Origin of the sequence: Streptomyces sp. NBC_00080 (assembly GCF_045041255.1) — a bacterium.
In the GTDB taxonomy this organism is placed as follows: domain Bacteria; phylum Actinomycetota; class Actinomycetes; order Streptomycetales; family Streptomycetaceae; genus Streptomyces; species Streptomyces coriariae.
In genome coordinates this window covers 128,179-153,020 of sequence record NZ_CP108235.1, presented here as the reverse complement: position 1 = coordinate 153,020, position 24,842 = coordinate 128,179, and the positions used below count along the sequence as shown (strand labels likewise).

The 24,842-nt window shown below is 71.5% G+C and carries 22 protein-coding genes and 1 pseudogene; 13 read left to right on the top strand and 10 right to left on the bottom strand.

All coding sequences use genetic code 11. The annotated features are described in order from the left end of the window. The first annotated feature begins 55 nt into the window (after nucleotides 1-55). The 4 genes from OHU34_RS00685 to OHU34_RS00670 all read left to right on the top strand — a co-directional run bounded on the left by OHU34_RS00685 (nucleotide 56) and on the right by OHU34_RS00670 (nucleotide 4,330). Nucleotides 56-871, top strand: coding sequence for an oxidoreductase (locus OHU34_RS00685; RefSeq protein WP_142270756.1), 816 nt, complete (start codon nucleotides 56-58; stop codon nucleotides 869-871). 130 nt (nucleotides 872-1,001) lie between these two features. Continuing rightward, nucleotides 1,002-1,589, top strand: a complete 588-nt coding sequence (locus tag OHU34_RS00680; protein ID WP_142270755.1) for a TetR/AcrR family transcriptional regulator — start codon at nucleotides 1,002-1,004, stop codon at nucleotides 1,587-1,589. A gap of 150 nt (nucleotides 1,590-1,739) precedes the next feature. Then, the gene (locus OHU34_RS00675; RefSeq protein WP_230195905.1) at nucleotides 1,740-1,958 is read left to right on the top strand and encodes a hypothetical protein; all 219 of its coding nucleotides are present in this window, start codon (nucleotides 1,740-1,742) and stop codon (nucleotides 1,956-1,958) included. Nucleotides 1,959-2,410: 452 nt separating this feature from the next. Further along, entirely contained in the window at nucleotides 2,411-4,330 is a 1,920-nt protein-coding gene (locus OHU34_RS00670) for a hypothetical protein (RefSeq protein WP_405764059.1), read from the top strand. 100 nt (nucleotides 4,331-4,430) lie between these two features. Here the strand turns inward: OHU34_RS00670 and OHU34_RS00665 are convergent, their stop codons facing one another. The 5 genes from OHU34_RS00665 to OHU34_RS00645 form a co-directional block, all read right to left on the bottom strand. After that, nucleotides 4,431-4,988: a DUF3291 domain-containing protein gene (locus OHU34_RS00665; protein WP_405764057.1), complete on the bottom strand. Its 558-nt coding sequence runs from the start codon at nucleotides 4,986-4,988 to the stop codon at nucleotides 4,431-4,433. 805 nt (nucleotides 4,989-5,793) lie between these two features. Beyond that, on the bottom strand, nucleotides 5,794-6,132 hold the full coding sequence (locus OHU34_RS00660; RefSeq protein WP_142270751.1) for a nuclear transport factor 2 family protein: 339 nt from the start codon (nucleotides 6,130-6,132) through the stop codon (nucleotides 5,794-5,796). Nucleotides 6,133-6,739: 607 nt separating this feature from the next. Then, entirely contained in the window at nucleotides 6,740-7,180 is a 441-nt protein-coding gene (locus OHU34_RS00655) for a nuclear transport factor 2 family protein (RefSeq protein WP_405764055.1), read from the bottom strand. Further along, on the bottom strand, nucleotides 7,171-7,977 hold the full coding sequence (locus OHU34_RS00650) for an MBL fold metallo-hydrolase (RefSeq protein WP_405764054.1): 807 nt from the start codon (nucleotides 7,975-7,977) through the stop codon (nucleotides 7,171-7,173). The genes OHU34_RS00655 and OHU34_RS00650 overlap by 10 nt, the downstream gene beginning before the upstream one ends. Nucleotides 7,978-8,607: 630 nt before the next feature. Then, nucleotides 8,608-9,102, bottom strand: coding sequence for a MarR family winged helix-turn-helix transcriptional regulator (locus tag OHU34_RS00645; RefSeq protein WP_405764052.1), 495 nt, complete (start codon nucleotides 9,100-9,102; stop codon nucleotides 8,608-8,610). A gap of 244 nt (nucleotides 9,103-9,346) precedes the next feature. Here OHU34_RS00645 and OHU34_RS00640 point away from each other — a divergent pair, with 244 nt between their 5' ends. The 3 genes from OHU34_RS00640 (at nucleotide 9,347) to OHU34_RS00630 (ending at nucleotide 12,039) form a co-directional block, all read left to right on the top strand. Next, nucleotides 9,347-10,792, top strand: coding sequence for a hypothetical protein (locus OHU34_RS00640; RefSeq protein WP_405764050.1), 1,446 nt, complete (start codon nucleotides 9,347-9,349; stop codon nucleotides 10,790-10,792). Then, the gene (locus OHU34_RS00635) at nucleotides 10,761-10,889 is read left to right on the top strand and encodes a hypothetical protein (protein WP_268267500.1); all 129 of its coding nucleotides are present in this window, start codon (nucleotides 10,761-10,763) and stop codon (nucleotides 10,887-10,889) included. The genes OHU34_RS00640 and OHU34_RS00635 overlap by 32 nt, the downstream gene beginning before the upstream one ends. Before the next feature lie 253 nt (nucleotides 10,890-11,142). Next, on the top strand, nucleotides 11,143-12,039 hold the full coding sequence (locus tag OHU34_RS00630) for an SCO6745 family protein (protein ID WP_405764048.1): 897 nt from the start codon (nucleotides 11,143-11,145) through the stop codon (nucleotides 12,037-12,039). Between the two features lie 53 nt (nucleotides 12,040-12,092). On the opposite strand, the pseudogene OHU34_RS00625 reads toward OHU34_RS00630, so the two are convergent. Both OHU34_RS00625 and OHU34_RS00620 read right to left on the bottom strand, forming a co-directional pair. Then, nucleotides 12,093-12,272, bottom strand: a pseudogene (locus tag OHU34_RS00625) (ABC transporter substrate-binding protein); the annotation flags it as partial. A 107-nt stretch (nucleotides 12,273-12,379) separates the two neighbouring features. Next, nucleotides 12,380-12,736: a CAP domain-containing protein gene (locus tag OHU34_RS00620; RefSeq protein ID WP_308285924.1), complete on the bottom strand. Its 357-nt coding sequence runs from the start codon at nucleotides 12,734-12,736 to the stop codon at nucleotides 12,380-12,382. A 1-nt stretch (nucleotide 12,737) separates the two neighbouring features. Here OHU34_RS00620 and OHU34_RS00615 point away from each other — a divergent pair, with 1 nt between their 5' ends. The 3 genes from OHU34_RS00615 to OHU34_RS00605 all read left to right on the top strand — a co-directional run bounded on the left by OHU34_RS00615 (nucleotide 12,738) and on the right by OHU34_RS00605 (nucleotide 16,010). Then, on the top strand, nucleotides 12,738-13,214 hold the full coding sequence (locus tag OHU34_RS00615) for a hypothetical protein (protein ID WP_405764046.1): 477 nt from the start codon (nucleotides 12,738-12,740) through the stop codon (nucleotides 13,212-13,214). Nucleotides 13,215-13,623: 409 nt separating this feature from the next. Next, nucleotides 13,624-14,412: an FAD-dependent monooxygenase gene (locus tag OHU34_RS00610; protein ID WP_405772099.1), complete on the top strand. Its 789-nt coding sequence runs from the start codon at nucleotides 13,624-13,626 to the stop codon at nucleotides 14,410-14,412. After that, complete coding sequence (locus OHU34_RS00605; RefSeq protein ID WP_405772096.1) at nucleotides 14,409-16,010, top strand: FAD-dependent monooxygenase; 1,602 nt, start codon at nucleotides 14,409-14,411, stop codon at nucleotides 16,008-16,010. The genes OHU34_RS00610 and OHU34_RS00605 overlap by 4 nt, the downstream gene beginning before the upstream one ends. Nucleotides 16,011-16,491: 481 nt before the next feature. Here the strand turns inward: OHU34_RS00605 and OHU34_RS00600 are convergent, their stop codons facing one another. Continuing rightward, nucleotides 16,492-17,160 carry a ScbR family autoregulator-binding transcription factor gene (locus tag OHU34_RS00600; RefSeq protein ID WP_037736916.1) on the bottom strand — a complete coding sequence of 223 codons (669 nt, stop codon included), beginning with the start codon at nucleotides 17,158-17,160 and terminating at the stop codon, nucleotides 16,492-16,494. Between the two features lie 225 nt (nucleotides 17,161-17,385). Between OHU34_RS00600 and OHU34_RS00595 the strand changes: the two genes are divergently transcribed. Both OHU34_RS00595 and OHU34_RS00590 read left to right on the top strand, forming a co-directional pair. After that, on the top strand, nucleotides 17,386-18,348 hold the full coding sequence (locus tag OHU34_RS00595) for an NAD(P)H-binding protein (RefSeq protein ID WP_405764044.1): 963 nt from the start codon (nucleotides 17,386-17,388) through the stop codon (nucleotides 18,346-18,348). A 273-nt stretch (nucleotides 18,349-18,621) separates the two neighbouring features. Next, nucleotides 18,622-19,836: an RNA-guided endonuclease InsQ/TnpB family protein gene (locus tag OHU34_RS00590; protein ID WP_405764042.1), complete on the top strand. Its 1,215-nt coding sequence runs from the start codon at nucleotides 18,622-18,624 to the stop codon at nucleotides 19,834-19,836. A 12-nt stretch (nucleotides 19,837-19,848) separates the two neighbouring features. On the opposite strand, the gene OHU34_RS00585 is transcribed toward OHU34_RS00590, so the two are convergent. Continuing rightward, nucleotides 19,849-20,847 (bottom strand): ScbA/BarX family gamma-butyrolactone biosynthesis protein, encoded by a 999-nt coding sequence (locus OHU34_RS00585; RefSeq protein WP_142270728.1) that lies wholly within the window; start codon nucleotides 20,845-20,847, stop codon nucleotides 19,849-19,851. 525 nt (nucleotides 20,848-21,372) lie between these two features. Here OHU34_RS00585 and OHU34_RS00580 point away from each other — a divergent pair. Next, nucleotides 21,373-21,843 (top strand): carboxymuconolactone decarboxylase family protein, encoded by a 471-nt coding sequence (locus tag OHU34_RS00580; RefSeq protein WP_327488668.1) that lies wholly within the window; start codon nucleotides 21,373-21,375, stop codon nucleotides 21,841-21,843. Between the two features lie 885 nt (nucleotides 21,844-22,728). Here the strand turns inward: OHU34_RS00580 and OHU34_RS00575 are convergent. Further along, nucleotides 22,729-24,207 (bottom strand): FAD-dependent monooxygenase, encoded by a 1,479-nt coding sequence (locus OHU34_RS00575; RefSeq protein ID WP_142270727.1) that lies wholly within the window; start codon nucleotides 24,205-24,207, stop codon nucleotides 22,729-22,731. Between the last annotated feature and the right edge of the window lie 635 nt (nucleotides 24,208-24,842).

The following is a 24,842-nucleotide window of genomic DNA, read 5'->3' as shown; positions in this document are numbered from 1 at the left end:
ATGGTCGTACGAACGTAAGGCAAACGAACGTAATGCAAAGGCATGGGAGATCGTGATGGCGACGACTCGGCAGGTGGCGCTTGTGACAGGTGCTTCATCGGGGATCGGCAAGGAGACGGCCCGCGCCTTGGTCGCGGCGGGTTTCGAGGTGATCGGAACAGGCCGCAAGACCTCCGGACTCACCCCGCCCGCCGGTGTGACGTACCTCGATCTCGATGTGGGTAGCGACGACTCGGCCACCGCCGCGGTCGCAGAGGTGATCGACCGGTTCGGACGCATCGACGTCCTGGTCAACAACGCGGGTGTCGGCTCGGCGGGTGCCGTCGAGGAGAACTCCGTAGCCCAGGCCCAGAACGTGCTGAACATCAACGTCCTCGGTGTCATCCGTATGACGAAGGCCGTCCTGCCGCACATGCGCGCCCAGGGCGGCGGACGCGTCATCAACATCTCGTCGGTCCTCGGGGTCGCCCCCCAGCCCTTCATGGCCCTCTACGTCGCGTCGAAGCACGCCGTCGAGGGCTACTCCGAGTCGCTGGATCACGAGGTCCGCGAGCACGGCGTCCGGGTCCTGATCGTCCAGCCCGCCTACACCAGGACCAGCTTCGACACCAACGCCGCCCAGCCCGACACCCCGCTGCCGCTCTACGCGGAGCGACGGCGCATCTTCGACGAGGTGATCGCGGATGCGATGAAGGACGGCGACGACCCCGCCGTCGTTGCCGAGGTGATCGTCACCGCGGCCACCGACAAGAAGCCGAAGCTGCGCTACACCGCCGGGCCGCTGGCCTCACGCGTCACCACGGCGCGCCGCCTCGTCCCCGCGGGAGTGTTCGACAAGCAGATCCGGAAGAACAACCGCCTGCCCACCTGACATCCCGGCCCGGCATCGAGGGACCCGACCATCCCGGTCCGGCTTCAACGGTGCCGATGCCGCCCGAACCGGCTGTACATCACCGACGGCGGGGTCCCCGAGCCGCACGAGCCGGACGGAGGAACTCGCGGTGCGGTACACGAAAGAACACAAGCAGGAGACAAGGCAGCGGATCATCGCGACGGCCGGTCGCCGGCTCAAGCGGGACGGCATCGACGGCTCCGGAGTCACAACGCTCATGAAGGACGCGGGCCTGACCAACGGCACCCTCTACGCCCACTTCGCGTCCAAGGACGAACTCGTCGCCGCTGCGATCGCCGACCAGATGCGCGCACAGCACGCGAACATCGTCGCGCAGGCGGCCCCCGGCCGCGCCGGCCTCGAACAGGTGATCCGCTGGTACTTCTCCACCGAGCAGCGCGACAGCATCGAGGACAGCTGCCCCAACGCCGCCCTGCTCGACGAGATCGGACGCTCCACGGATCTCACCAGGCAGGCATACACCGACGGCGCGCTGGTCCTCATCGACGGCTTCGCGGTCCGCATGGCCCCCCACGACCCACCCTCGGCGCGCCTGAAGGCACTCGGCCTCCTTGGCATGCTGGCGGGGACGCTGCAGCTCTCCCGTGCCCTGACCGACCGACAGCTCGCCGACGAACTCCTCGAACAGGGCATCCGCAACGCCCTCGCACTGCTCGACGCCGAGCACCACGAGTGAGCGCCCTCCGCGTACCGATCACGGGGCTGGTCCGGTCGGACAAGGTCGACGGCTCGCTCGACCGCCGCATCCGCTTCGCCGTCGAGCTCACTGCCGCCATGGGGCCGCACCGACCCGTACCGCCGGTACTGCACGGTCTGCGACGCTCAGATGGTCCCGCTGCTGACCATCGCCTCCTTCGAATGGGACGGTGGTCTGCGGCGCGGCTGGGCGCCCTACGAAGACCGAGCCGCCGCCTTCGCCGCAAGTCATCGCGCCGGCCGGGATCCGGCGCAGCCGACCGCGGTCGAAGTAGGCAGCACGGACAACATGCAGCTCTACGTATGCCCCCTCTCTCCCGAGCATCCACACACCGACCTGATCCAATGAACCGTCGGGCCTGTCACACACCCTGACTCGGCAGCACTTCCGTCACCGGCTGCGAGAAGTCTTTCCCGGCCTTCAACGCCAGGGACCCCGAGGGCGAGGGCGTTCGCTCCGCCTCCGTAGGACTGCTCACCGCCGCCTACCGGATCGACCGCGCGGCCGGACGCCTCTACGTCGTGGACATCGTCCGGCTCGGATGACGAATCCACACGGTGGAAGGGACGAGCGGCCTGTCCCGTCGCCGTGAACCACTGAGATCGTGGTGGCCGGATGTCCGGCTCACACACGGCCGCCCGGGACGCCTGCGAAAGCCGCCGCGGCTCCAGCGGGCCGACTCGAGCCGCCCGGGTGGGGCCGCCGAACGGCCTCGCCGCCTACGACGTGTGTGCGGGTGAGGGGCTTGCGCTCGGGCTGAGGGCCTTGTCCTACCGTGCGCCGGCGGGAATCATGACCGCGTGCAGCACCGACAGGAACTCCGCGACATGCTCGTACGCGCCGGGCTCACGGTCGTCGAGGACGTGCGCCCGGGCAGCCTGTTCCCGCCGGAGGCCGGCTGGCGGATCGCGCGGGGAATCGGGGCGCCGGACGGTGCGGTCCGGGAGGCGCTCGACGCCGCGTGGTGGCGCCGCCTTCGCGATGTCGACGGCGAGTTCCTGGTGGTTGTCCTCGGGCATCGGATCGGAGGCAACGACTCCTGGTGGACCCGGGTCCGGTATGTCGGCGGCGGTGTGCCGGGGCTGACCGGCGCGCCCGGGTTCGTGGCGCTCTCTCTCGACGGGCAAGTGCTGCTGGCGGAGGTGCCCGGCGGGGGCGGGCCTCGGGTGACGGCCCTCGACCGACTGCCGGAGCGGTTGGAGGAGGCGGCCGCGGTCGCCGCGCGCGAGACCGAGGCCGAGCGCGCCGAGGTGTGGGCGGCGGTACCCGGCCGGCCGGCGTGGCCCTTGCACTGGGCGGAGGGGATCGGGTCCAATCCGGCCGCGCCGGACGAGCTGCTGATCCGGCTGCTGGATGTGGCGGAGGGATTCCTGCACGACTGCGACCGGCCCGCCGTACTCGACGCGGCCGTGGCGCACCCCGATCCACGGGTGCGCTCGAAGCCCGCCGACACCTTCCGGCCCAGGCTCACGTCCGATCAATGGGTACGACTGGTCCGCGCCGAACCGTCGCCGAGCCGGCGGGTGCTCTGGACCGAGCATGCCGGCGCCTGGGGCGTCGAACTCCCCGGGGACCTGTACGACGACCTCCTCGCCGGCCCGTCCCGCGCCGAGGCCGCCGAACTCCCGAGGCTCCCCGCACACCACCTCCCCAGCCTCGCAGCCGACGCCGATCCCCGGGTACGGACCGCTGCCTGCGCCCGGTGGGAAGACCTCGCCGCGCCACTGCGGGAGCGGCTGCTGGCCGACACCGACGACGTGGTGCGCACCGCGGCGCTGCTTGCCCACCACACCGGCATCCCGATGCCCCGCAAGGTCTTCGCCGCGCTGCCCGCGCCTCGGCGCGCGCTCGAACAGTGCTGCCTCGAGCCCGAGTTGGAGTCGGAGTTGGTCGGGGACGCGGACGCGGAAGTGCGCCGGGCGCTGGCCGCCAACCCGGGTCTGGGCTCGCACGCGGTCGCCGTCCTGGCGAAGGACCCACTGGACGACGTTCGCTCCGCGGTGGCGCTGCGCCCCGACCTCACCGAGGAGCAGCGCGCCGTGGTGAGCCACGACTTCGACCCGACGTTGATGTCACGCACTCTGCCCTGGGTCACGAACCTGCACGGTGACACCGACGCGATGCGCCGGCTGGCCGCCTCGACTCATCCGCTCATCCGCCGCAGTGTGGCCCGTGCCCGGCAACTCCCACCGGACGTCGTGGAGCGTCTGGCGCGGGACGAGGACCGGGTGGTCCGCCTGTTTCTCGCCGAATCGTGCGACAGCGCGCCGGCCGACCTGCTGTTGGAGGTCTGGCGCTGGTGGGACGGCAGCTTCAGCCACCCCGACCGCCCCCGCAGCCACCCCAACTTCCCCCGTACGGGCCTGCTGCGCTACGCCGACGACTCCAGCGGGCGGATGCGCCGCTTGGTCCTGGACGATCCGGAGTCCACGTCGGCCGACGTCGCACACCTGGCCCGCGACCCCGAGGCCGAGGTGCGCCGCCGTGCGGCCGAGGACCCCCGGCTGCCACCGGCCGACGCGGTGCGGCTGCTGGACGACCCGGCGGACCACGTCCGCCGGACCGCGATGCGCAATCCGCGGCTGCCGGCCCGCATCCTGGCCGGGCTGCTGCACGACCGCGACACGTCGAGCGTGGCGGTCACCAACCCGGCGATCCCGGTCCCCGTCCTGCACCGGATTCTGGCAGCGGCAGCGGCAGCCGTGTCATCCCGGCGCTGATTCCCGGCAGGCGTTGCCGGTCACCCCTACGCCAACCTCGCGAGCACCGGTTGACCACTTGAGGCGTTTGTCAGCGAACCCAGTCGTTCAGGCCTCCTTGTCAGCGAACCCGGTCGTTCTTCGGCCCGAGGCCTTTGATCCTGGTCGGAGTTCCGTCCGGGGCGAATGAGTGGTGGAAGGTGAAGGCGTGCGGCGCGGAGCCGTGCTCGTGGAGGTGTTCCAGCCTGGAAACCCCGTCCTGCCAGGTGGGTATCACGCCGTCGAAAACCCACCAGCACACGTAGTTCGGGTGTCCTGTCCTCTCGAACCAGTCGTAACGCCTGTTCAGCGCCTCACGGTGCAGACCGGTGTAGACGGCGTCGAAGGCGGGGCGCAGGTCGGTCCAGAGTGAGAGTGTCGCGGCCAGGGCGGTGGTTTCCACCGTACGGCCCTTGCCGTACCAGGTCGGTACGGCGAACTCTCCCCATGCACCCCAGTCCGCCCCGAAGAGCATGCCCCGGTCACCGTCTGCCGCTTCAGCACGCGAGAGGTATCCGGGGTGCTGACTGATCTTCCGGTAGACGGCCTCACCAGTGTCGTAGAACTCGCGCGTGAGAGGTGCGGGATCGGCGAGAGGTGACTTCAGGACGCCGAACGTGTACAGAGCAAGATGGGGCATGCGTCTCTCCCTGGTGGGTGCTGCCTGGCGTGGACCCGATTCGGTGGCTTGCGCATGGGGGCGAGGGCTCGTGGGGCATGACCGACTCATCCCGTCGCGAGTGGCTCAGCCTGAAGGAACTCCTGCGCGACCATGGGCGATCGCCGAAGACCAGGTGAAGGTAGCTGCCTCCGCGGTCCATGTCGAAGTTGCGTTTTCCCTGTCCAAGTGGCCTCCTGTACCGGTCATTGCGGGGGTGTTCATCGATTCGTGCGCAGCGGACGGGCGGAGCGGACTCGAACTGCGGCAGGCGTCCGGTCAGGTACGTCTGACCGTGCCCGGGGACACAGTGTCCGGCGGTGGCGCCACACGTTTCCCGGGACGCGTCGCGGCACCGGCGTGGCTGGACGCCGAACGCCTCGATCTGGTGGCGATCCTCGACGCGCTCCCCCCGACGACCGGTCGCTCGACGCCGTATGGCCGGCAGTGGCCCTGCGGGAGTGCCTTCTGACGCAACGTCACTTCAGCGATGCGGTCCGAGTGATGCGGCAGATTGTGTCTTTCGGCCGCGCGGCGGGAGGCGTCGCGGAGGCCATAGCTGTCGATCTCCACGTGCAGGCGCTTGCGCTCACGAGCGACAGGTTGCAACAGGCGACGATCCTCAACAACCTCGGCAGTGCCCTTCTTCGCCCAAGCCATAGACGCGTTCACCGAGGCCACGCGCCTGCATGCGGGTTCGGTTTGCCCCCCGTGACCGTCCCGGCTCCCGCGCTGGTAGTCGCGTCCGGGACGACGGCCACTCCGGCCTGCTGGCCGCGAGGACTCGTCACACTTTGCCGCCGAAGAAGACCTGCACCTCCTGGATGAGCCCGTTCCGGACGGTGATCGCCTCCATGTTGCGGTGCCTGTCGCCCGTTGTGAGCACGTATTCGTAGTGGAGGAAGACCAGTTCTTCGTCTGCGGGGACGACGTGGAGCAGACGCTGCTCCGTCATCCGATCGGCCGTGGGGAAACACCGCTCGAAGAACGCTGCCCTGTCGATGTGATCGTCCTGTGGGCTGGTGAACGAGAATCCGTCGGCGTAGAGAGCGAAGGCGGCGTCGCGGTCCTGCGACCTGTAGTGGTGAAAGGCAGCTTCGGCGACGGCTGCCGGACTGTTGGTCATGCGGGGGCTCCTCGGTCGGACGGCTGGCCCTGCTCGCCACCGTATAACCGCGGTTCGCGCCCTGCGGTGGCGAGACCGCCACGGAATCGGCCCCCCGGCCCCCGGGCTTCTGCTCTCGGCCGCCCGCCAGTGCCCGATTGCTTCAGGTCCCGGGGTTCAGGCCGCCCGCCGCTTTCGTTGTCGGCCCCTGCCGGGAGGAGTACGCCGTCCGGGCGAAGGGCGCTCCCGGCTGGACTACGTTCCGCAGGAGACACGAGCACGCCCGGCACCGGATGGAACGTCAGCCCCGCCCACCGCCGCACCGCGAGCCCGCAGGGGCAGGAACGATGCGTAATCGCACCGTCAGCCTTGCGGACGGAGGCGCTTCGTAACAGGACGTGCCCTGCCGGGGATTGGCGTTCGGGGTAACGGCAGGGCCCCTCACAGGGGTTGGCAGACGAGTGCCAGGGATGCCACCCGGGGGATGCCGGTGCCACCGACACGGGTCGGTCCGCAAAAGCTGATGCCCTCGCGTCGCGGCGTGAGGGCATCAGCTTCCGTGCACGAGGTGCGCCATGGGTCATGGCACGGGAGCTGCGGAACTGCCCAGTCCGTCAACCCTCTGCTGTCAACCCGTCATCGCGTCACGGACGAGTGCGGTGTCGACGAACTGCTCGAAACGGACGATCCTTCCGCCGCGAACGACGAAGTGGTGGGCGACGCGGACGGCGAGCCGTTTTCCGGTCGTCTTGTTGGCGGCCGTGTAGCGGGCGAGGACGACGACGTTCTCGCCGTCGGCCACGTAGGTGTCGTCGTGGGCGATCCACTCGTCCCATTCCAGGGCGAGCCTTCCCATGACACCGGAGGTGACGCCCTCGGGGGTGCGGTACGTACCGGCCAATGGGAAGCCGGCCATCTCGGTCCACTCAACGTCGGGGGAGAGGGTGGCTCGCAGGGCCTCCAGATCGCCTGCCGCCGAGGCCAGGTACTGCCGGCGGACGATGTCGGCGGGGGCGTCGGAGCTCGCGCATTCGGTGTTGCTCGGCGTGGTCATGGCCGTCAGCCCCATGCCATCTCGCCCTTGGCGACCTTCGCACCGATCTGTGCGGCGATCAGCATGCCGTTGTCGGGGTGGCGCCGGACGAGAGCGTCGGTCAGCGCGGCCGCGTCGGCGGCCTTGCCGAACTCCTCTTCGAAGGCGGTCAGATAGTCACGTGTGGCCGTGATGGCGGACACGTCTGCCGGGGTGCCCGGCAGACGGTGACCCGGGACGACCAGCTGCGGATCGAGGGTGGCCATGTCGTCCAGCAGGTTGATCCACGCGGCACGCTGCTCGGGCCTGGCGGTGTCGGCGACCCACACGTGCTCCTGCTGGAACAGCAGGACGCCGCCGAGAAGGGCACGATGCTCGGCCTGCCACAGGTAGTGGCGGTCGGGCAGTTCCGCTCCGCCGCCCCTGAGGTGGAAGCGGTGGCCTTCGAGGGTGATGTCGTCGGTCAGCGGCTCGATGTCGACGAGGCGGGTGGGCAGGTTAGCCCCGAGCGACGCCCATGCCTTGAGCTTGCCTTCGTAGGAGTGCTGGATGTGCTCGATGACGTGGTCGGTGGCGACGAACGAGGCGTCGGGGAAGGCGTCGGCGAGGACCTCGGCACCGAAGTAGAAGTCGGGGTCGCCGTGGCTGATGAAGACGGTGGTCAGGTTCTTGCCTGAGTCGAGTACCTCGGCTGCCAGTCGGTGGCCGTCGGCGCGGGTGAAGCCGGCGTCGACGAGCAGCGCCTCGCTCTCGCCGGTGACGAGGGTGGCGGTCTTGTTCTTGGTGCCGGCGGGGAAGTCAAGGTCGAGGACCTTGAAGGACAGCGTGCTCATGAGTGCTCCTGGGGCGGGATTGCGGGCGGAGATTCAGGACGTGCGAGCGCTGCGTGCGGCGGCGAGGCGGTGGTCGACCTCGTCGGCGGTGGCGTTGCCGCGGGCCGGGGTGACGGTGCGCGAGCCGTCGACGGCGAGCGGTGTGGGGAAGACGGTGACGCCCGGCCCGGCGGTCCGGCGGAAGGAGGCCGCTGCCGCCTCCTGGGCTGCGGCGCTCGGAACGCGGCGGCCACGACGTCGGCGTCCAGTCCGGCCGCCTCGGCGACCTGACGGTAGGTGGCAGCGGCGGAGAGGCCGTGCCCGTCGACGCAGAAGGCGTGTTGCAGTGCCTGGGCGAGTTCCACCGCGCGCGAGGGGGCGCTCTGCCGCAGGGCGGCTGACACCACGGGCGGCAGCTTCGGTAGACCACCCCACGCAACGTTCCGGTGAAACCGTGCGACCGACCACAGCAGGCATCGAAAACGCAGACCAGCTTCATCGACGACCTCGCCAGGGTGTGGCGCCCACCTCATGCGGGCGATTCACCTGAGGGAACAGTAACTGACACGTCAGGTATTTCCATGCGGCTGTGACCTGCGCCACATGGGCAGGCTTGATTTCATGCGCCCAGCGCTGAACCCTCGGCGCAGGTCAGGGCAGGCGGGGCAACACGTCCCGGGCCGAGTGGCTGAGGAGGCGAAGGTCTTCGGCGAACCGCCGACGGTCCTCGGCCGGAAGCGGATCCACGAAATACCGCTCGATGTTCTGCACGTGCACGCGTGAGGCTCGCACCGTCGTCTCCTCGCCCAGCGGGGTGAGCCGCACCAGCTTCGCGCGCCGGTCGTCGGGGGAATCCGCACGTGTGACCAGACCCGCGGCCTCCATGCGGTCCACCAGACGGGTGGCGCCACCCGTCGTCAGGACCTGTTCCTGGGCGATGGCACGCATCGACAGGCCCGGCGTGCCGGCCCGCCCGAGGATCAACAGCACCTCGAACATCAGATGGCTGACACCGCACTCCTCCTCGAGTGCGCGCCCGAGGATGTACTCCAGCCGGTTGGCCGCCCCCTGCAGCCGTCCGAAGGCCAGGATCAACTCGTGGTCCGCGGCCTCCTTCGCCGACCCGATCCTCGCTTGCTCGCTCACGGTCCCGCCGCCCCTCTCGCCGTTCCGGGTATCACCGTACCGATCATGTCCGAGAGCGGCGGGGCGACAGCGGTCGTCTCCCTCGTCGGCTCTGGCCGTCACCGTCCCGCCGAGCCGTCACCTGAGCCGACTTTCTCGGCAGGTCGGAGCTGAGGGTCTCCCGTCAATGGCAAGGGCCGGCAGCTCGACGTCGATGGCGAGTTCGGGCCCGCGACCCATGCGGCGGGTAGCCAAGATCCTTGACATGGCCATGGCCGAGGCCGGCACCGTCGAGGGCAGCGCCCGCAAGTTCGACGCCCTGGGCCGCCCCACCGACACCTGGGATGCCCAGGGCACCCGTACCGGCCACACCGACTACACCCCGGCGGCCGGCGGCCCGCTGACCAAGACGGTCGAGCTCAACGCCCTCGACCACACCACCACCACGGAGTACGCCCCCGACTGGGGCGTGCGCACCGCCACCACCGACCCCAACGGCAACCGCACCGAGCTGTCCTACGACAGCTTCGGCCAGCTGTCCGCCGTATGGCTGGCCGACCGCGCCCGGTCGGCGGACCAGGCGCCGAACTACCGCTACGTGTACAAGGTGCAGAACACGGCCGCTTTCCTGGGTGGCCAGCAAGTCGCTGAACAACGACGGCACGACCTACCGCACCACCTACGAGATCTTCGACGCGCTGCTGCGGTCGCGCCAGACCCAGACGCCTGCCGCGAGCGGCACGGGCCGGATCGTCACCGAGACCAAGTACGACACCCGCGGCCTGATCGTGGAGACGTCGGCCGACTACACCGACACCAAACCGGCCTCCGGCGAGCTGGCCACCCTGCTCACGGCGCCCCCCCCGCGGGCACCGAGACCGTCTACGACGCTGCCGGGCGGGCCACGGTCGAGAAGGTGCTCACCAACGGCAAGGAGTTCTCCCGTACCAAGCACACCTACAGCGGTGACACCACTCTCGTCGAACCGCCCGCCGGTGCCCCGGCCGTCCGCGAGAAGGTGGACGCCCGCGGCCGCACGGTCGAGAAGCTGGAGTACGACGGCAACGCGGTGAGCACGAACTTCACCCGCCTCACCGATGGCTACGACCACGCAGACCGGCTCGCCGAGGTCAAGGACGACGACGGCAACCGCTGGGCGTTCGGCTACGACTTCCTGGGCCACAAGGACAGCACCACGGACCCCGACGCGGGCGCGACCTCGTACGAGTTCGACGACCTCGACCGGCTCGTGTCGACGACCGACGCACGCGGCGTGACCCTCGGCCACACCTACGACCTGCTGGGTCGCCCGACCGGCCGCCTGGACGGCAGGGTGCCCGTCGTCGACGGCAAGCCGGCCCCCGAGGACGCCAGATACCTGGCGCGCTGGACCTACGACACGGTGGCCAAGGGCCGGCTGACCTCCGCGATCCGGTACGTCGGCGGCAAGGCCGGTGACGTGTACGCGAAGACCAACGCCAAATACGACAAGCTCTACCGCGTCCTGAACGAGCAGTGCACGATCAGCAAGAGCGAGGGCGGGCTGGCCGGCGCTTCCGGTGTGTGGACGATCGCCAACGCCTACAACACCGACGGCAGCCTCAAGAAGCGGACCGTCCCCGCAATGGGCGGACTTGACCAGGAGGTGCTGGACTACGGCGACACCGAGCAGGGGATGCGTGCTGGGGCCGCTCGTCGACGAGCTGGGTGACGTCGGCGACGAGGTCTATCTGGCGTCGCCCCGGTGGTCGGCCGTAGTGACGGCCGCCCGGGACGTGCTCGAGGCGATGCGCGCCGACGGCCGCTGAGGGAAATGGTCCCCGGGGTGCGGCGGGCGGGCGGGCCCGGGGCCACCGGCGACGGGTCGGCGCAGCGGTGCGAGCCGGGCGCTTGGTGCGTGGTGATCGTGAACGGGCGCGAGAACCGGTCGCAGGGCAGTAGCCGCCGGAGCCGCTCTCCGATAACTTACCGACCAGACGGTATGCCTTGGTGGGCTCCATGCGCGCCGTCGCGTGCTCGATCAACACAACGTGTCATCCGCCAATGGACGGAGAGCCGCACATGACGCAGGACGTGAACCGCGACGGCGTGGCCCTTGCGCGCAAGACCTGGAGAACACTCGAGCCCTACCACGGGGGTGTCTACTTCTCGCCCGAAGCCGCGGATGAGTACACCGCGTTGGGCGTGGACGCCACGACGGGGTACTTCGCGTCCCGCTCCGCCGCGCTCGGCGCCGCTCCGCCGGATCTGGTCATCGCCACGTTCTACAACTTCAATCCTCAGCTGGTGCGCCGGGCCATACCCGCGGCATGGGAAGCCGCCACGCCGCAGCGGTTCGCCGCCGCCCGGCTCTCCGGGATCGATGCCACGCTCCGCCGCATCCTCGGCGCGGACATCTCCTCACCGGCGCTGGCCCGCGCGGCGGAATTGGCCCGCAGCGCGGCTGAAGCGAGCGTGTGCCACCCGCAGGGCCGCCCCCTCTTCGCCGCGCACGCGGCACTGCCGTGGCCGAGCGCACCCCACCTCGTGCTCTGGCACGCGCAGACGCTGCTGCGGGAGTTCCGCGGCGACGGTCATGTGGCGGCACTGCTGGCTGCCGGACTGAGCGGGATCGAGGCCCTCGTCACGCACGCCGCCACAGGGGAGATCGACGCAGGGGTGCTGCGCGCCTCACGGGCATGGACGCCTGAGCACTGGGAACAAGCCGTGCAGAACCTGCGTGAGCGTGGCTGGCTCGACGACGGACCCCACCTGGCTCTGACCGAGGACGGTGCGCGGCGCAGGGCGGAGATCGAGCACACCACCGACAGGCTGGCCGCCCTTCCCTACATCACGCTCGGTCCTGCCGCGGCTGCGGAACTCCGTTCGCTGGCAAGGCCGTTCAGCCTTGCGGTCGCCCAAGAGCTCCTGCCGTGGGCGGTGGACCGCCTCAAGGCAGACAGAACAGACTGGTCGTAGGCGAGGTCCTTGGACAGGTCGGTGTAGCAGGGGGTGGTGCGGGACAGGACGCTTGCGGCGGGCCGGGTGCCGCCGGGGAAGACGGCCGACGCGATCTCCGCCCGGTTGATCGCGGCCTGCGCCGCCTGCCGCACGCGGACATCCCGGGTCAACGGCCGTGCGTTGTTGAAGCCGAGGTTGAACACGACGCCGGGGTTCGCCCGCCGCCCCACCCGGGCGACGCCGCGCCGCATCGGCGAGGGCACGGCCGATGCCGTCCGTCCCGCGGTGACGACCACGGTCCTCGCACGTCCCGTCGGGGGCGCGGAGCACAGGGTCCGCGCTGTTGCCCTGGTGGCGTCTACGGTGTGGTTGCGAAGTCCTGGGTCCAGTAGCTGCCGGGTTGTGCCAGGCCGACGCCGATCTCCTTGAAGGCGCAGTTGAGGATGTTGGCCTTGTGGCCGGGGCTGGACATCCAGCCCGACATGACCTGCTCAGGTGTCGTGTAGCCGTAGGCGACGTTCTCGCCGTAGGTGCTCCAGGCGTAGCCGGCGCGGGTGATCCGGTCGCCGGGGGCGGAGCCGTCGGACCCGGTGTGTGACATGTTCTGGTGGGTCGCCATGTCCTCGCTGTGTGCCTGGGCGGCCTTGGTCAGGACCGCGTTCAGCGTCACGGGCGAGCAACCGACCTTGCTGCGCTCGGTGTTGACGAGTTGCACGATGCGAGCACTGGTTCCGGATGCGGGGGCGGCTGCCTTCGAGGGGCTGGGGGACGTGGGGGTCGCGGAGGCGGAGGCGGTGGCCTTCGAAGTGGTCGAAGGCGTGGTGGACTGCGGTCTGGAGGCCGTGCTCTTTGCAGTGCTCGAAGGTCTCGTGGGCGTGGGCGTGGGCGTGTGCTTCGGCTTCGGCGCGGTGGGCTTCTTCGGCGTGGTGGGCTTGGCAGTGCCCGCGGGGCCGGTCGGCGCCTGTGATGCTGCCGGACCGGGCTCGCTGCGCCCGCTGCCGTTCCAGCCGTGGGCCCGGTCGCTGTGCTCGGTGCGATTCCGGACGGCGTCGTTCCTCCCGTCCTCGGCGGCGGTGTTCTCGGCGCTGTCGAGCCGGTATCCGCCGCTGTCCTGCCAGTCGCTGCAGGCCAGTGCGACGGATGGCACGCCCAGGGTGGTCATGGTGACGGCAGCGATGACTATTCGCCGGTAATGCTCTTTTTTGCGGTGCTTACCCATGTGTGACCTCGCTCGGTAATCGCCGAGCGCCCCTGGTGTGGCTGGCTCTGCACGGATTTCGGCTCCTGAACTGCGGAGACGCCCGGCGGGTCGTCATTCTCAGGACGGCTTCATGCAGAGAGCAATGGCCCTTCGTACTACGTTGCTTCGTAGACTTGCGCTGCCCTTGCAATGGGCGTGGCGGCGTGCTGCTCCGGCCTCTGCGATTCCTCAGGAGTTCTGTCGATTCGTCAGGAACGGTCGGCCTTCAAGCGGGGGAGCGCGGCGCCGAGCGGGCGGGTGCGTATCACGTCAGGTGCGATGTACGCGTATGCCAAGTCAGACAAATCCCATATGTCGCCGTAATGGCATCTACTATCGAGGCCGCTTAGTACTTGCGGTCGATGTGGCGGATGTCACGGAATGGTGAGCGCTGCTTCTGGCCCGTCCTTGGGTGTCGTGTTTGGCGGTGCCGTTGGTCTGCGGTCTGCGGTCTGCGGTCTGCGGCCTGTGGGGGTGGGGTGTTGTTGGGTTGGGGGTGGTTGGTGGTGGGGTGTGGTGGGGAACCGTCTGGCCGGTATATTTTTGGGTTGTTGGTGTGGGCTTCCGGGTTTTCCGGTGTGGTGGGGGGGTTGGTGGTGGGGGTGGTGGGTGCTGAGGTGGTGGTGGTGGGTGGGGGGCCGGTGGGGTTGTTGGTGGCGTGTGAGTTGGCGGGGTTCGGGGTGGATGTGGTGGTGGTGGAGGTGCGGGGTGGGGTGAGTGGGCGGCCGAAGGCGACGACGTTGCATGCGCGGACGGTGCAGGTGTTGGCGCGGCGTGGGTATCTCGGTGTGGTGGAGGGTGCGGGTCCGGGTGTGCGTGCGGGGTCGGGTCCGGGTGTGCGTGCGGGGTCGGGTCCGGGTGTGCGTGCGGGGTCGGGGCCGGGTGTGGGGTCGGGTCCGGGGTCGGGTGTGGGTGTAGGTCCGGTTGGGGTTGGGGGTCCGGCTGGGGGTCCGGGTGTGGGTGTGGGTTCGGGGTCGGGTCCGGGTGGGGGTTCGGGGTCGGGTCCGGGTGGGGGTTCGGGGTCGGGTCCGGGTGGGGGTTCGGGGTCGGGGTTGGGTGGGGGTTCGGGGTCGGGGTTGGGTGGGGGTTCGGGTGGGGGTGTGGGTGTGGGGGGAGTGTTTTTCATTTTGGGGGGTTGGGGGGGTTGGTGATTGGGGTGCCGGTGGGGGAGCCGGGGGCGGTGGTGAAGTGTGTGCAGGGGGAGTTGGAGGGGTTGTTGGAGGAGCGGGCGAGGGGTTTGGGGGTGCGGGTGTGGCGGGGGTTTCGGGTGTGTGGGGTGTCGCAGGGGGCTGGTGGGGTGCGGGTGGAGGCGGTGGGGCCGTGTGGGGAGGTGGTTTTCGAGGGGGGGTTTGTGGTGGGGGCGGATGGTGCGCGCAGTGTGGTGCGTGGGTTGGGGGGTTTTGGTTCGCGGGTGTATCCGGCGTCGGTGTCGGCGATGGCGGGGGATGTGTGGTTGGAGCGGGGGGATGTGCTGGGGGAGGGGTGGCATCGTACGGAGCGGGGCTGGATTTTGGTGCGGGATGTGGGTGGGGGTGTGATGCGGGTGCGGACGTTGAATTGTTCGGGTGTGGTGGCGGACCGGCATGCGCCGTTGGGTGTGGAGGAGTTGCGGCGGGAGGTGTCGTTCATCGTGGGGCGTGATGTGGCGGTGGGCGGGGGGCGGTGGCTGAGCCGGTTCAGTGATTTCTCGCGGTTGGTGTCGTCGTATCGGCGGGGGCGGATCGTGTTGGCGGGGGATGCGGCGCATGTGCATTTCCCGATCGGGGGGCAGGGGTTGAGTACGGGGCTGCTGGATGCGCTGGGGCTGGGGTGGAAGCTGGCGTTGGAGGTGCGTGGCAGGGCGGGTGTGGGTCTGCTGGACACTTATGGTGCGGAGCGGCGGCCTGCTGCGCAGCGGGTGATCGATCACACGCGGGCTCAGTTGGTGTTGATGCGGCCGGATCCGGGGCTTGATCCGTTGCGTGCGCTGTTCGGTGAGTTGTTGGCGGGTGGGGGGTCGGAGGGTTCGGTGCTGGCGGCGATGGTCAGTGGTCAGGACACGGTGCTGCCGGCGCGTGGGGCGGGTGCGTCGCCGTGGGAGGGGCGTTTCGTGCCCAATGTGGTGCTGTGTACGGGGGAGGGGCGGGTGGAGTTGACGCGGCTGCTGGGTGCGGGGCGGCCGTTGCTGCTGCTGTTCGGTGAGGGGGCCGGGCGTTTCGCGCGGCAGGCGCGGCCGTGGGCGGGGCTGGTGCGGGTGGTGCGGGCGGCTGCGGTGGCGGAGGTGGACTGTGAGGCGCTGCTGGTGCGTCCGGACGGGTATGCGGGGTGGGCGGCGGGGGGCGGTGAGCTGGAGGACGCTCTGCGGGCGTACTTCGGTCCCGGCGCCCGGGCGCCCTGGCCGCAGTCCGGGGACGCGGCGCCCGCGCAGTCCGGGGATCTGGTGTCCGCGCAGTCCGGGGATCTGGTGTCCGGTGCGGTGTCCGGTGATGCGGCGTCAGTGGATGCGGCGTCGGTGGATGCGGCAGCCGGGGACACGGTGGCCGGTGTGCGGCCCGGCGGGGTGATCTCGGGGGACGTGTCCTCGGGGGGCGTGGTGTCCGGCGGGCGGGCCGGGGGTACGGCGTCGGGCGTGGGGGCGGGAGGCGTGGTGGTCGGGCCGCAGGCCGGGGACGTGGCGTCCGGGGCGGGGGCCGGAGGTGTGGCCTCGGGGGACGTGGCGTCCGGTGCACAGTCCGGGGACACGGCGTCCGGGGATGCCGCGGGGCACTGAGCGCAGCCCGGAGACCCGGCATCCGGGGGCAAGGTGTCCGGGGGCGCGGCGGCTGGCGCGCGGTCAGGAGCATGGTGTCCGGGGGCACGTGGCTGGCGTGCAGCCCGGGGGTATGGCGGCCGGCGTGCGGTCCGGGGGCATGGTGTCCGGGGACACGGCGGCTGGTGTGCGGCCCGGAGGTGGGGCATCCCGGGGCATGGCGTCCGGGGGCGCGGCGGCTGGCGGGCGGGCCAGCGTGGTGTCCGGGGGTATGGCGGCCGGTGGGCGGTCCGGGGGCGTGGCAGTCGGCGTGGGGGCCGGGGATGTGTGTGTGGGGGGGCAGTGTGCAGAGACGGCGTCGGGGAACGCGGTGGTGGCCGGCGCGCAGTCGGGAGGTGTGGTGTCCGGGGGTATGGGTGTCCGGCGGGCGGTCCGGGAACGCGAGGGTGGCCGGCGTGGTGTTGGGTGGGTGGGTTTGTGGTGGGGCGGGGTGTGGGTGGGGTCAGCTGACGGGGGTGGGGTGGGGGTGGGTGCGGAGGTTTTCGAGTTCGGTGTGGACGAGGGCTCCGCGGGCTTCGGTGATGTCGACGGCGGCGAGTACGGAGGGTACGACGACGCTGGGCAGGACGTGGCGGAGCAGGGCGGTGACGCGGTGGGGGAGGTCTTGGTAGGCGGACATGGCCTGGGACATGGCCTGGACGCCGGCGAATGCTCCTACCAGGACGTCGGCGGTCTCGGCGGGGATGATGTGGGGCATCAGTTCGCCCTGGGCCTGGGCTTGTTGGAGCAGGGCGATGCCGACGTCGCTCCAGCGCAGGAAGGGGCCGCTGCGGTCCAGTCCCTGGGCCTGCTGGTCGAGTGCGAGGCGGACGCCGGCTCTGACCAGGGGGTCGGTGCGCAGGCGGTAGGCGTGCAGGACGACGGTGTCGACGAGTTGCTGGACCTTGCAGGCGCGCAGCGGGATGGGCAGGTCGTGGTCCTGTTCGTGGATCACGCCTTCGGCGAGGTCTTCCTTGGAGGGGAAGTGGAAGTACAGGGCGCCTTTGGTGACGCCGGCGGTGAGGAGGATCTCGCTGATCGTGGCGGCCTGGTAGCCGCGTTCCTCGAAGACCTTGGCCGCTGCCGTGAGGATCGTCTGCCGGGTGCGGATCGCCCGGTCCTGCTTCACCAATGCCCGGCCTCCTTGTCGTCGGTGAGCCCGGAGACCCAGTAAAAAAACCGTCCAGTTCGTACATTACAGGGGGTGTGTTTCGCACAGCACCCCTGGATGTACTGGATTCAATGGAACCGTGCGCAGGGCGCGGCGGGAGCGGGGAGGGACGGGCGTGCACGACGACGGGGCACAGGCGCGGCGGGCTGCGGGGGCGGTCCGGGCTGCGGGGGCAAGGTGGCGGGGGTGATTCTGGTGACGGGTGCCACCGGGACGGTGGGCGGGGAAGTGGTGCGCCGGCTTCCGGCGGGTGTGCGGGTGCGGATCATGGCGAGGGATCCGGGGAGGGTCACGGGTGCGCCGGCGGGGGCGCAGACGGTGGCGGGTGACCATGAGGATCCCGGTTCGCTGGCCCGGGCGCTGGCGGGGGTGGGGACCGCGTTCCTGGTGACGACCCGGGTCGGGGGCGGTGACGATGCGGCGTTCGTGGCCGCGGCGCGGCGGGCCGGGGTGCGGCGGGTGGTGAAACTGTCCGCGGCGGCGGTCCTGGATCCGGGGGCGGGCGATGTGATCACCTGCTGGCAGCGGGCGGCGGAGGAGGAGGTGCGCGGCTGCGGCCTGGAGTGGACGTTGCTGCGTCCGCGCGCGTTCATGTCGAACTCCCTGGCCTGGGCGGCCTCCGTGCGCGGCGAGCGCACCGTGCGCGCGCTTTACGGGACCTCGCCCCATGCCTGTGTGGATCCCCGTGACGTGGCGGAGGTGGCGGTGCGGGTCCTGACCGAGGAGGGGCACGCCGGGCGCGCCTACACCCTGACCGGGCCGCAGGCGGTCACCGCGGTCGGGCAGAGCGAGGTGCTCGGGCGGCTGCTGGGGGTTCCTTTGCGGTTTGTGGAACTGAGTCCGGATCAGGCCCGTGCCGCCTGGGCGCGACGTTATCCGCAGCCGGTCGCCGAGGCGCTGCTGGAGAGTGCCGGGCGTCAGCGGGCGGGTGCCAAGGCCCGGGTGGAGGACACCGTCCGTGAGGTGACGGGCCGCCGGGCGCGTTCCTTCGCGCAGTGGGCCGCGGACCATCTCGAGGCCTTCGCCCCGCCCGCCCCGCCCGCGGGGCCTGCCGCGGCTGCGGCACCCGCCCCGCCCGGTGGGCCTGCCGCGCCCGCTGGACCTGCGGTGCCGGGGGAGGGTGGTCCCGTGCGGTCTCAGGGGCGGTGACGGCCGCCGCCGGCGGGGTGTGGCACGGTGCCGGCGGCGGCCGGGGCGGGCGGGGCGCGGCATGGCGCCGGCGTGTCCGGCACGCCGTGCGCGGCCGGGGCCGGCGGGGGTGTTTCAGGGGGGGCGCCATCCGTGATCTTGCGTGGGTATCTCCGGCTTCAGCCGGGGAGGGAAACGCATGGTCGGCCCGGAGGCGCGAAGCGCCGGAGTTCACTGCGGTGTCAGTGGCCACCGCTAGGTTGATCACACATTGAGTGAAGGGGGGTGGGCTGGATGATCCGTGCGTACAAGTTCCTCATGCGGCCCACCACGGGCCAGCAAGGTGCGCTCGCGGCGATGCTGGCCGATCACTGCCCGCTCTGCAACGGCGCGTTGCAGGAACGCCGCGACGCCTGGCGGCACACGTCGAAGACCAGCGTCAAGTACGGCGGCCAGTCGGCGCAGCTCAAGGACATCCGGGCCTTCGACCCGGAGCGTCAGGGCCGCTGGTCGTTCTCCTCGCAGCAGGCCACGCTGCGCCGTCTGGACAAGGCGTTCGCCGCGTTCTTCCGCCGGGCCAAGGCCGGTGAGGTGCCCGGCTGTCCGCGTTTTCGGGGGGTGAACTGGTTCGACACGGTGGACTTCCCCAGGGACGGGGACGGCTGCCGCTGGGACTCCACCCCGCACCACCCGGTCGCCCGTGTCCGCTTCCAGGGCGTCGGGCACGTCAGGGTCAACCGGCACCGGCCGGTGGCCGGCCGGGTCAAGACGGTGTCCGTCAAGCGGGAGGGCCGGCGGTGGTTCGTCGTGCTCACCGTCGAACAGGGCCGGCCCGAGCCGCTGCCCGAGACGGGCAGCGTGGTCGGCATCGATCTGGGCATCGCCAGCTTCCTCGCCGACTCGGACGGCACCTTCGTACCCGACCCGCGCCACGACCGCAAGGCCGCCGCGAGGCTGAAAGCTGCGCAGCAGGGCCTCGCCCGGTTTCCGCGCCGCAGGGCCAGGGACCGCACCGCCAACCACCAGCGGGCCGTGGACAAGGTTGCCCGGCTCCACGGCAAGGTACGGCGCCAGCGTCTCGACCACGCCCACAAGACCGCCCTGGGCCTGGTCCGCGCACACGACGTCATCGCGCACGAAGACCTCAAGATCCGCGACATGAGCCGGGCCCCCGCATCGAAGCCGGACCCCGAGATGCCGGGCGGCTTCCTGCCCGACGGGGCAGCGGCGAAGGCCGGGCTGAACCAGTCGATCAACGATGCCGGTCGGGGGGTGTTCCTGACGATCCTGCACGCCAAGGCTGAAAGCGCCGGACGGGAAGTGATCGCCGTTAACCCCCGCAACACCTCCCGCACCTGCCCCCAATGCGGGCACATCGCAGCGGAGAACCGGCCCACCCGGGAAGAGTTCCACTGCGTCGCCTGCGGCCACACCGCACACGCCGACACCGTGGCAGCCACCAACGTTCTACGGGCCGGGCTGGCCCGTCACCACGCCAACCCGGCATAGCGAGAAGCCCCCTCATTCACGAGGGGGAGGAGTCACGGTCACGGTGGAGCGGAACACGGTTGTTCCGTCCTGGTGGGCGCTGACCTGGACGCTCTCCTCGCGGTCGGGGCGCGGGGGTGCGGTGCGGTGCGCCTCGATGGTGCAGGGTGTGTCGAGTTCGACGTAGCGCAGGAACTCGCTGGTGAGGGCGAGCGGCAGGCAGGCGCGTCCCAGGGTGGCGGCGGTGGCCTGGCGGGCGGCTTCGAGGAGGACCATGCCGGGCACGTGGTCGACGGGGTGGTCGAAGAGCACGGGGTGGCGGGTGTCGGCCCGCAGCTGCCAGTGGCCGGGCGGGCCGGCGGGGGAGGGGGACAGGACGACGTCCGCCGGTGATGTCCGGCCGACGCGGTGCGGGGGCAGTGCGGCGTTCAGGGCGGGGGTGCGGTGGCGGCCGTCCGCCGTCCGGCCGGCGCGCAGCCGCGCGTAGACGGCCGGGGCGACGCAGGTGAACGAGCCGCCGCCGGTCGCGGCGAGGCGGCCCTCGCGGTAGATGTCCACTTCGATGCGGCAGCCGTTCAGGGCGCCGCCGCGGCGCCGTCTGATCTGCGAGCAGCGCACGTCGATGTCGAGCGAGGCCGGGGCCAGGCCGACCTGGACGTGCGCGGGCCGCACCTGTACGTCCAGGTCCTCCACCAGCAGGTGATGGCCCAGCGGCACGCCGAACTCGGCGTGTGCCAGCAGGATCCCGGTCTGCCGGATCGTCTCGGCGGCGATCAGCGGATCGTGGCAGCCGTCCACGGCGACGAAGAAGCTGTGCCCGCGGGGCCACTGGGCGGCGACGGTGAAGCGGGACTCCTCCACCCGCGCCCAGTCGGTGAGCAGGACCTCGGCGACACTGGCGCGGTGGACGAACTCCTTGGGCACGGTGGTGGTCAGGGACGGCGGCGCAAGCCCCTCACCGGCCCCGGCCGGCACGGCCACGCCGACCTGTGTGTGTGCTGCGCCGGATATGGCGCGGTGTATGCGGAACACGCTCGCAGACATAGCTCCCCCTGAGCCGCCTCGGCCGTGAAATGTCCCAGGGGGCATCCCCCTCGGAAACCCGAAGATACATACCAGCCGGTTTACTTTCCACCGGGAAGGCGCAGCTCCGCTCGCACGATAAATGGAGTGGCGTGTTCCCGGATTTTCAAGTGATCATCTGCCTGGCCGCGAGAGTCTGTCAGCTGCGGGTCTTGCAAGCTGTGTTCCCCTGCCCGCGCGGCCCGGCCGCCGACGGCCGGGCGGGCTGCTGTGTCCGGCAACTCGAGCGACTCCTAAGCCGTTCTCGAGTCTCGCACCCGGGCCGGCCCGGGGGGGAAGGAAAAGGGAGGGGACGTTGGACACCGGCCCGCGTCCCGAACTCTCCCGCCCGTGGCGGGGAGTTCAGGATTCCGTATTCCGGGTGAGGTATTTCGCCCCGGGTGGTCACAAAGGGGGCCGTGATTCGTCAGGGAGGTGAGGACAGCTCAAGGACACACCGATGAGCGGATCACGCTCCGCCCCGAGGAGGAAACCGTGGGATCACGGATGCCCAACCCTGTCACCCTCGTCCCCGAACTGGCCGAGGTGGCAGGCGCGTTGCGCCGGGCCGGTGCGAACGGCTCGGTGCCGCAGGCCACGATCGGCCTGGTCCGCCTGCGTACCGGCCAGCTCATCGGCAACACCTGTACGGCGCTGCGCGACGCGGCCGCGCTGCGCGAGGCGGGGGAGTCGCCCGAGCGGATCGCGGCCGTGGCCACCTGGTGGGACGCCCCTTATTACACCGACGCCGAGCGGGCCGCGCTGGAACTGGCGGAGGCCGTGCTCCAGCCGAGCACCTGGGGCGAGCGCGTCTCGGACGAGCTGTACACGGAAGTCGCCCGGCACTACGACGACAAGGCGATCGCCACCCTGGTCCTCGTCATCGGACAGGCCGGTTTTTGGGGGGCGTTCGCCCTCGTCGGCAAACCGGTACCTGGCGTGGAACCGGACGAACAGTGGACCTGAGACCCGCCTGCCCGCCCCTCCCCCGGCCCGGCCCGGCCCCGGACGGTGCCCCGCCCTGGACGGCGCCCCTGGACGGCGCCCTGAACCCCGGGCGGCGCCCTGGCTCTGGACGGCAGTCTGCGCCCTGGACGGCGTCCTGCGCCCGGGCAGGGGGCAGGGGTGCCACCCGGCCCGCGCCGGGGCCGGTGCGGCGCGCTGCGCGCACCGGCGGCGTGGGGGCGTCCCGGGGCCGGGCACTTTGTCCGCAGGGCCCGCGGCGCGTACTTCGCCGCTCCGGGTGCCGGGGGAGGGCGAGAGCTCCCGTCCCCGGCACCCGGGCGCAGCCCGCTCGTTCCGGGCTCCGTTCGGCACGCGCCGTCCCGGGGCGGCACGCGGTGCTCAACTGGGCTTGTTGCGACGTGCGTTGCGGGCGGGCAGGCGATCCCTCCCGGGCGCGGGGCACCCCGGAGAGGTCCCGCTTCCGGCAGCCTGGTGCAGCCCGCCCGCCGGGCTCTGGTGGGCGGACGCCGTCCCGGCCGGCGCCCGCTGCCCCTGGCCGGCATGCAGCGCGCAACCGCGCCTGTGCCGTGCGCTCCGGGCAGGCAGGCGGCCCCCCCCGGCGGTCGCGGCCCCCCGGCGGTCGCGGCGCTCCGGGGGGTGCGGGGTGCCCGTGTGCGCGGCGCGTCCGGTGGCGGGCGGCCGTCACCGGCGGCGGATGCCCGGCCGCGGCCGGGAGCCGGGAGCCGGGGGGCCGAGGGCCGGGCGGGAGGGTCCCGGCGCTGGCGGTGACGGCCGCCGGGCCGGGACTCGTCGGCCGGGCCGGGGCCCGGTGGCGGGTGCGGTGGTGGTGCGGGTGCCGGGGGAGAGGGGTGCGGGTGCCGGGCCGGCCGGGGTGGCGGGGCTGGGTCAGGCGGGGTCGGGGGAGCCGAACCAGCGGTGCAGGGCCGCGGTGAGGGTGTCCGGGTCGTCGCCGGCCCAGGCGATGTAGCCGTCGGGGCGCACCAGCAGTGCCGCGGTCCCGCCGAAGGTCTCGGGGGCGGCCGGGGTGCCGGTGACGGAGGCGACCCGGTCCTTCCAGCCGGCCGCGGCCGCCCGCAGGGCGGGTGTGTCGCCCAGGTCGAGCAGGACACCGAGTGCGGGGTGCAGCAGTTCGGGGGTGCGTACGGGGCCGTCCGCGGTGTCCAGGGTGCGCGGCGCGAGCCGGCGGCCGGCGAGGGGGTGGGCGTCCTCGCCGAGGTCGTAGCGGATGTCGATGTGGCTGACCGCGCCCGCCAGATGCCGCTGGACCTCTTCCAGGGCGAGGAGTTCGGCATACAGGTCGCGCAGGGCCTGGGACTCCTCGCCGCCGAAGATGGCCATTCCCTGGGCGCGGGTGTTGGCCAGCAGCCGGGCGCCCACCGCGTGGCGTTCGCCGTGGTAGGTGTCCAGCAGGTCGCCGGGCGCGGTGCCGCGGACGGTGGCGGCGAGTTTCCAGCCCAGGTTGACCGCGTCCTGCACGCCGGTGCTCATGCCCTGGCCGCCCACCGGCAGGTGGATGTGTGCGGCGTCCCCGGCGAGCAGGACCCGTCCCTGCCGGTAGCGGGCGGCCTGGCGGGTGGCGTCGGTGAAGGAGCTGACCCACAGGGCTTCGCCGCCCGAGATGTCCTCGCCGGTCACCCGCTGCCACGCGGCGGCGACCTCGGGGAACCCGGGGGCCCCGCCGTGGGCGTCCAGCTGCGCGCCGTACTCGGACAGGATGATGCGGGCCACCCCCTCGGCCATCGGGAAGACCTGCACCAGGCCGCCCGGCAGCCGCTCGCCGAACGGGCGCGGGCGCACCCCGGAGCCGGCCACGTCGGCCAGGTGCATCAGCTGGCTGCCCGTGGTGCCGGGGAAGTCGATCCCGGCGGCCCCGCGCACCGCGCTGCGGGCGCCGTCGGCGCCCACCAGGAACGCCCCGCGCAGCCGGTGCTGTTCGCCGGAGGGGGTGGCCACGGTGACGGTGACACCGTCCGCGTCCTGTTCCAGGGCGAGGAACTCCAGGCCACGGCGGATGTCGGCGCCCAGCTCGCGGGCCCACTCCTCCAGCACCGCCTCGGTCTGGGACTGCGGGATGCCGCGGGCCCCGAAGTCGGCGTCCTCAAGGACGGTGTAGTCGAAGGGGATCCCGCCGAAGTGCCCCATCGGGCTGGTCTCCAGGCCGCCGAAGCGCGGCACGAGACCGCGCTGGTCGAACGACTCCAGCGCCCGGGTGGTGAAGCCCAGGGCCCGTGACTGGCCGGTGGGCTGCTCCAGGGCCTCGGCGACGATGACGCCCGCCCCGCCCAGGCGCAGTTCCCCGGCCAGCATCAGACCGGTGGGACCGCCTCCGACGACGATGACGTCCGCGTCGAGCTTCCTGTCCATGTGAGTCCTCTCCTCGTGCGCAGCGGCACGGCGTTGTCACGTCAGTTGGTCGGATGTCGTCTTCGGATGGCCGGCAGCGGGGGTTGTCTCCCCCCGGGAGACGGGGCGGGCCGCGGTGTGGCGGACACGGGCGCCCGGGACCGGGCCGGGGAAGAAGGCCTGCGGCGGCCGCGGTCCCGCCACACCCTGCCCCATGATCCGCCCCGGGGCTCGAAAAGGGCTCCAGTCCCCCTGGAGACGGGCGCGGCGGGCACGGCCCCGTATATCGCGCCTGGGGCGGGGCCGTGCCCTGGCGCGTGCGAGCCGGATCCGACCTGCCGGCGCGCACGGCAGGCCTGCGCAGCGGATCCCGGGCGGGATGGAAAACGCATGTTTCCAGCCGCACCGTTTTGGACTTCCGGTGGCGCCTTGTTTTCGCTGCTGAGTGCACCGCACAAGCGGAACTAGAGCCTCACCCTGCGGTTTCTCCTGGCGGGGGCAAGGTGGGGCGAACGCCCGTTTGATATGCGGCTGGCTGGATAGCGTCGCCACAGGGGGGCGGCAGTCATATCGCATTGACAAACCGACTGTGCTGTTTTCTTATCTGGGGGTTCGAGTGGCATGCAGAGCACCGGGTCTTCGGGTGGCGGGTTGTG

Bases quoted from the DNA above. Each gene is read 5' to 3' on its own strand.
- OHU34_RS00615 (WP_405764046.1), top strand. From the start codon at position 12,738: ATGCGAGCACTGGTTCCGGATGCGGGGGCGGCTGCCTTCGAGGGGCTG.
- OHU34_RS00590 (WP_405764042.1), top strand. From the start codon at position 18,622: ATGATCCGTGCGTACAAGTTCCTCATGCGGCCCACCACGGGCCAGCAA.
- OHU34_RS00650 (WP_405764054.1), bottom strand. From the start codon at position 7,977: ATGAGCACGCTGTCCTTCAAGGTCCTCGACCTTGACTTCCCCGCCGGC.
- OHU34_RS00660 (WP_142270751.1), bottom strand. From the start codon at position 6,132: ATGACCAACAGTCCGGCAGCCGTCGCCGAAGCTGCCTTTCACCACTAC.
- OHU34_RS00665 (WP_405764057.1), bottom strand. From the start codon at position 4,988: ATGCCCCATCTTGCTCTGTACACGTTCGGCGTCCTGAAGTCACCTCTC.
- OHU34_RS00685 (WP_142270756.1), top strand. From the start codon at position 56: ATGGCGACGACTCGGCAGGTGGCGCTTGTGACAGGTGCTTCATCGGGG.
- OHU34_RS00575 (WP_142270727.1), bottom strand. From the start codon at position 24,207: ATGGACAGGAAGCTCGACGCGGACGTCATCGTCGTCGGAGGCGGTCCC.
- OHU34_RS00655 (WP_405764055.1), bottom strand. From the start codon at position 7,180: ATGGGGCTGACGGCCATGACCACGCCGAGCAACACCGAATGCGCGAGC.
- OHU34_RS00640 (WP_405764050.1), top strand. From the start codon at position 9,347: ATGGCCATGGCCGAGGCCGGCACCGTCGAGGGCAGCGCCCGCAAGTTC.
- OHU34_RS00630 (WP_405764048.1), top strand. From the start codon at position 11,143: ATGACGCAGGACGTGAACCGCGACGGCGTGGCCCTTGCGCGCAAGACC.
- OHU34_RS00675 (WP_230195905.1), top strand. From the start codon at position 1,740: ATGGTCCCGCTGCTGACCATCGCCTCCTTCGAATGGGACGGTGGTCTG.
- OHU34_RS00610 (WP_405772099.1), top strand. From the start codon at position 13,624: ATGTGGCGGATGTCACGGAATGGTGAGCGCTGCTTCTGGCCCGTCCTT.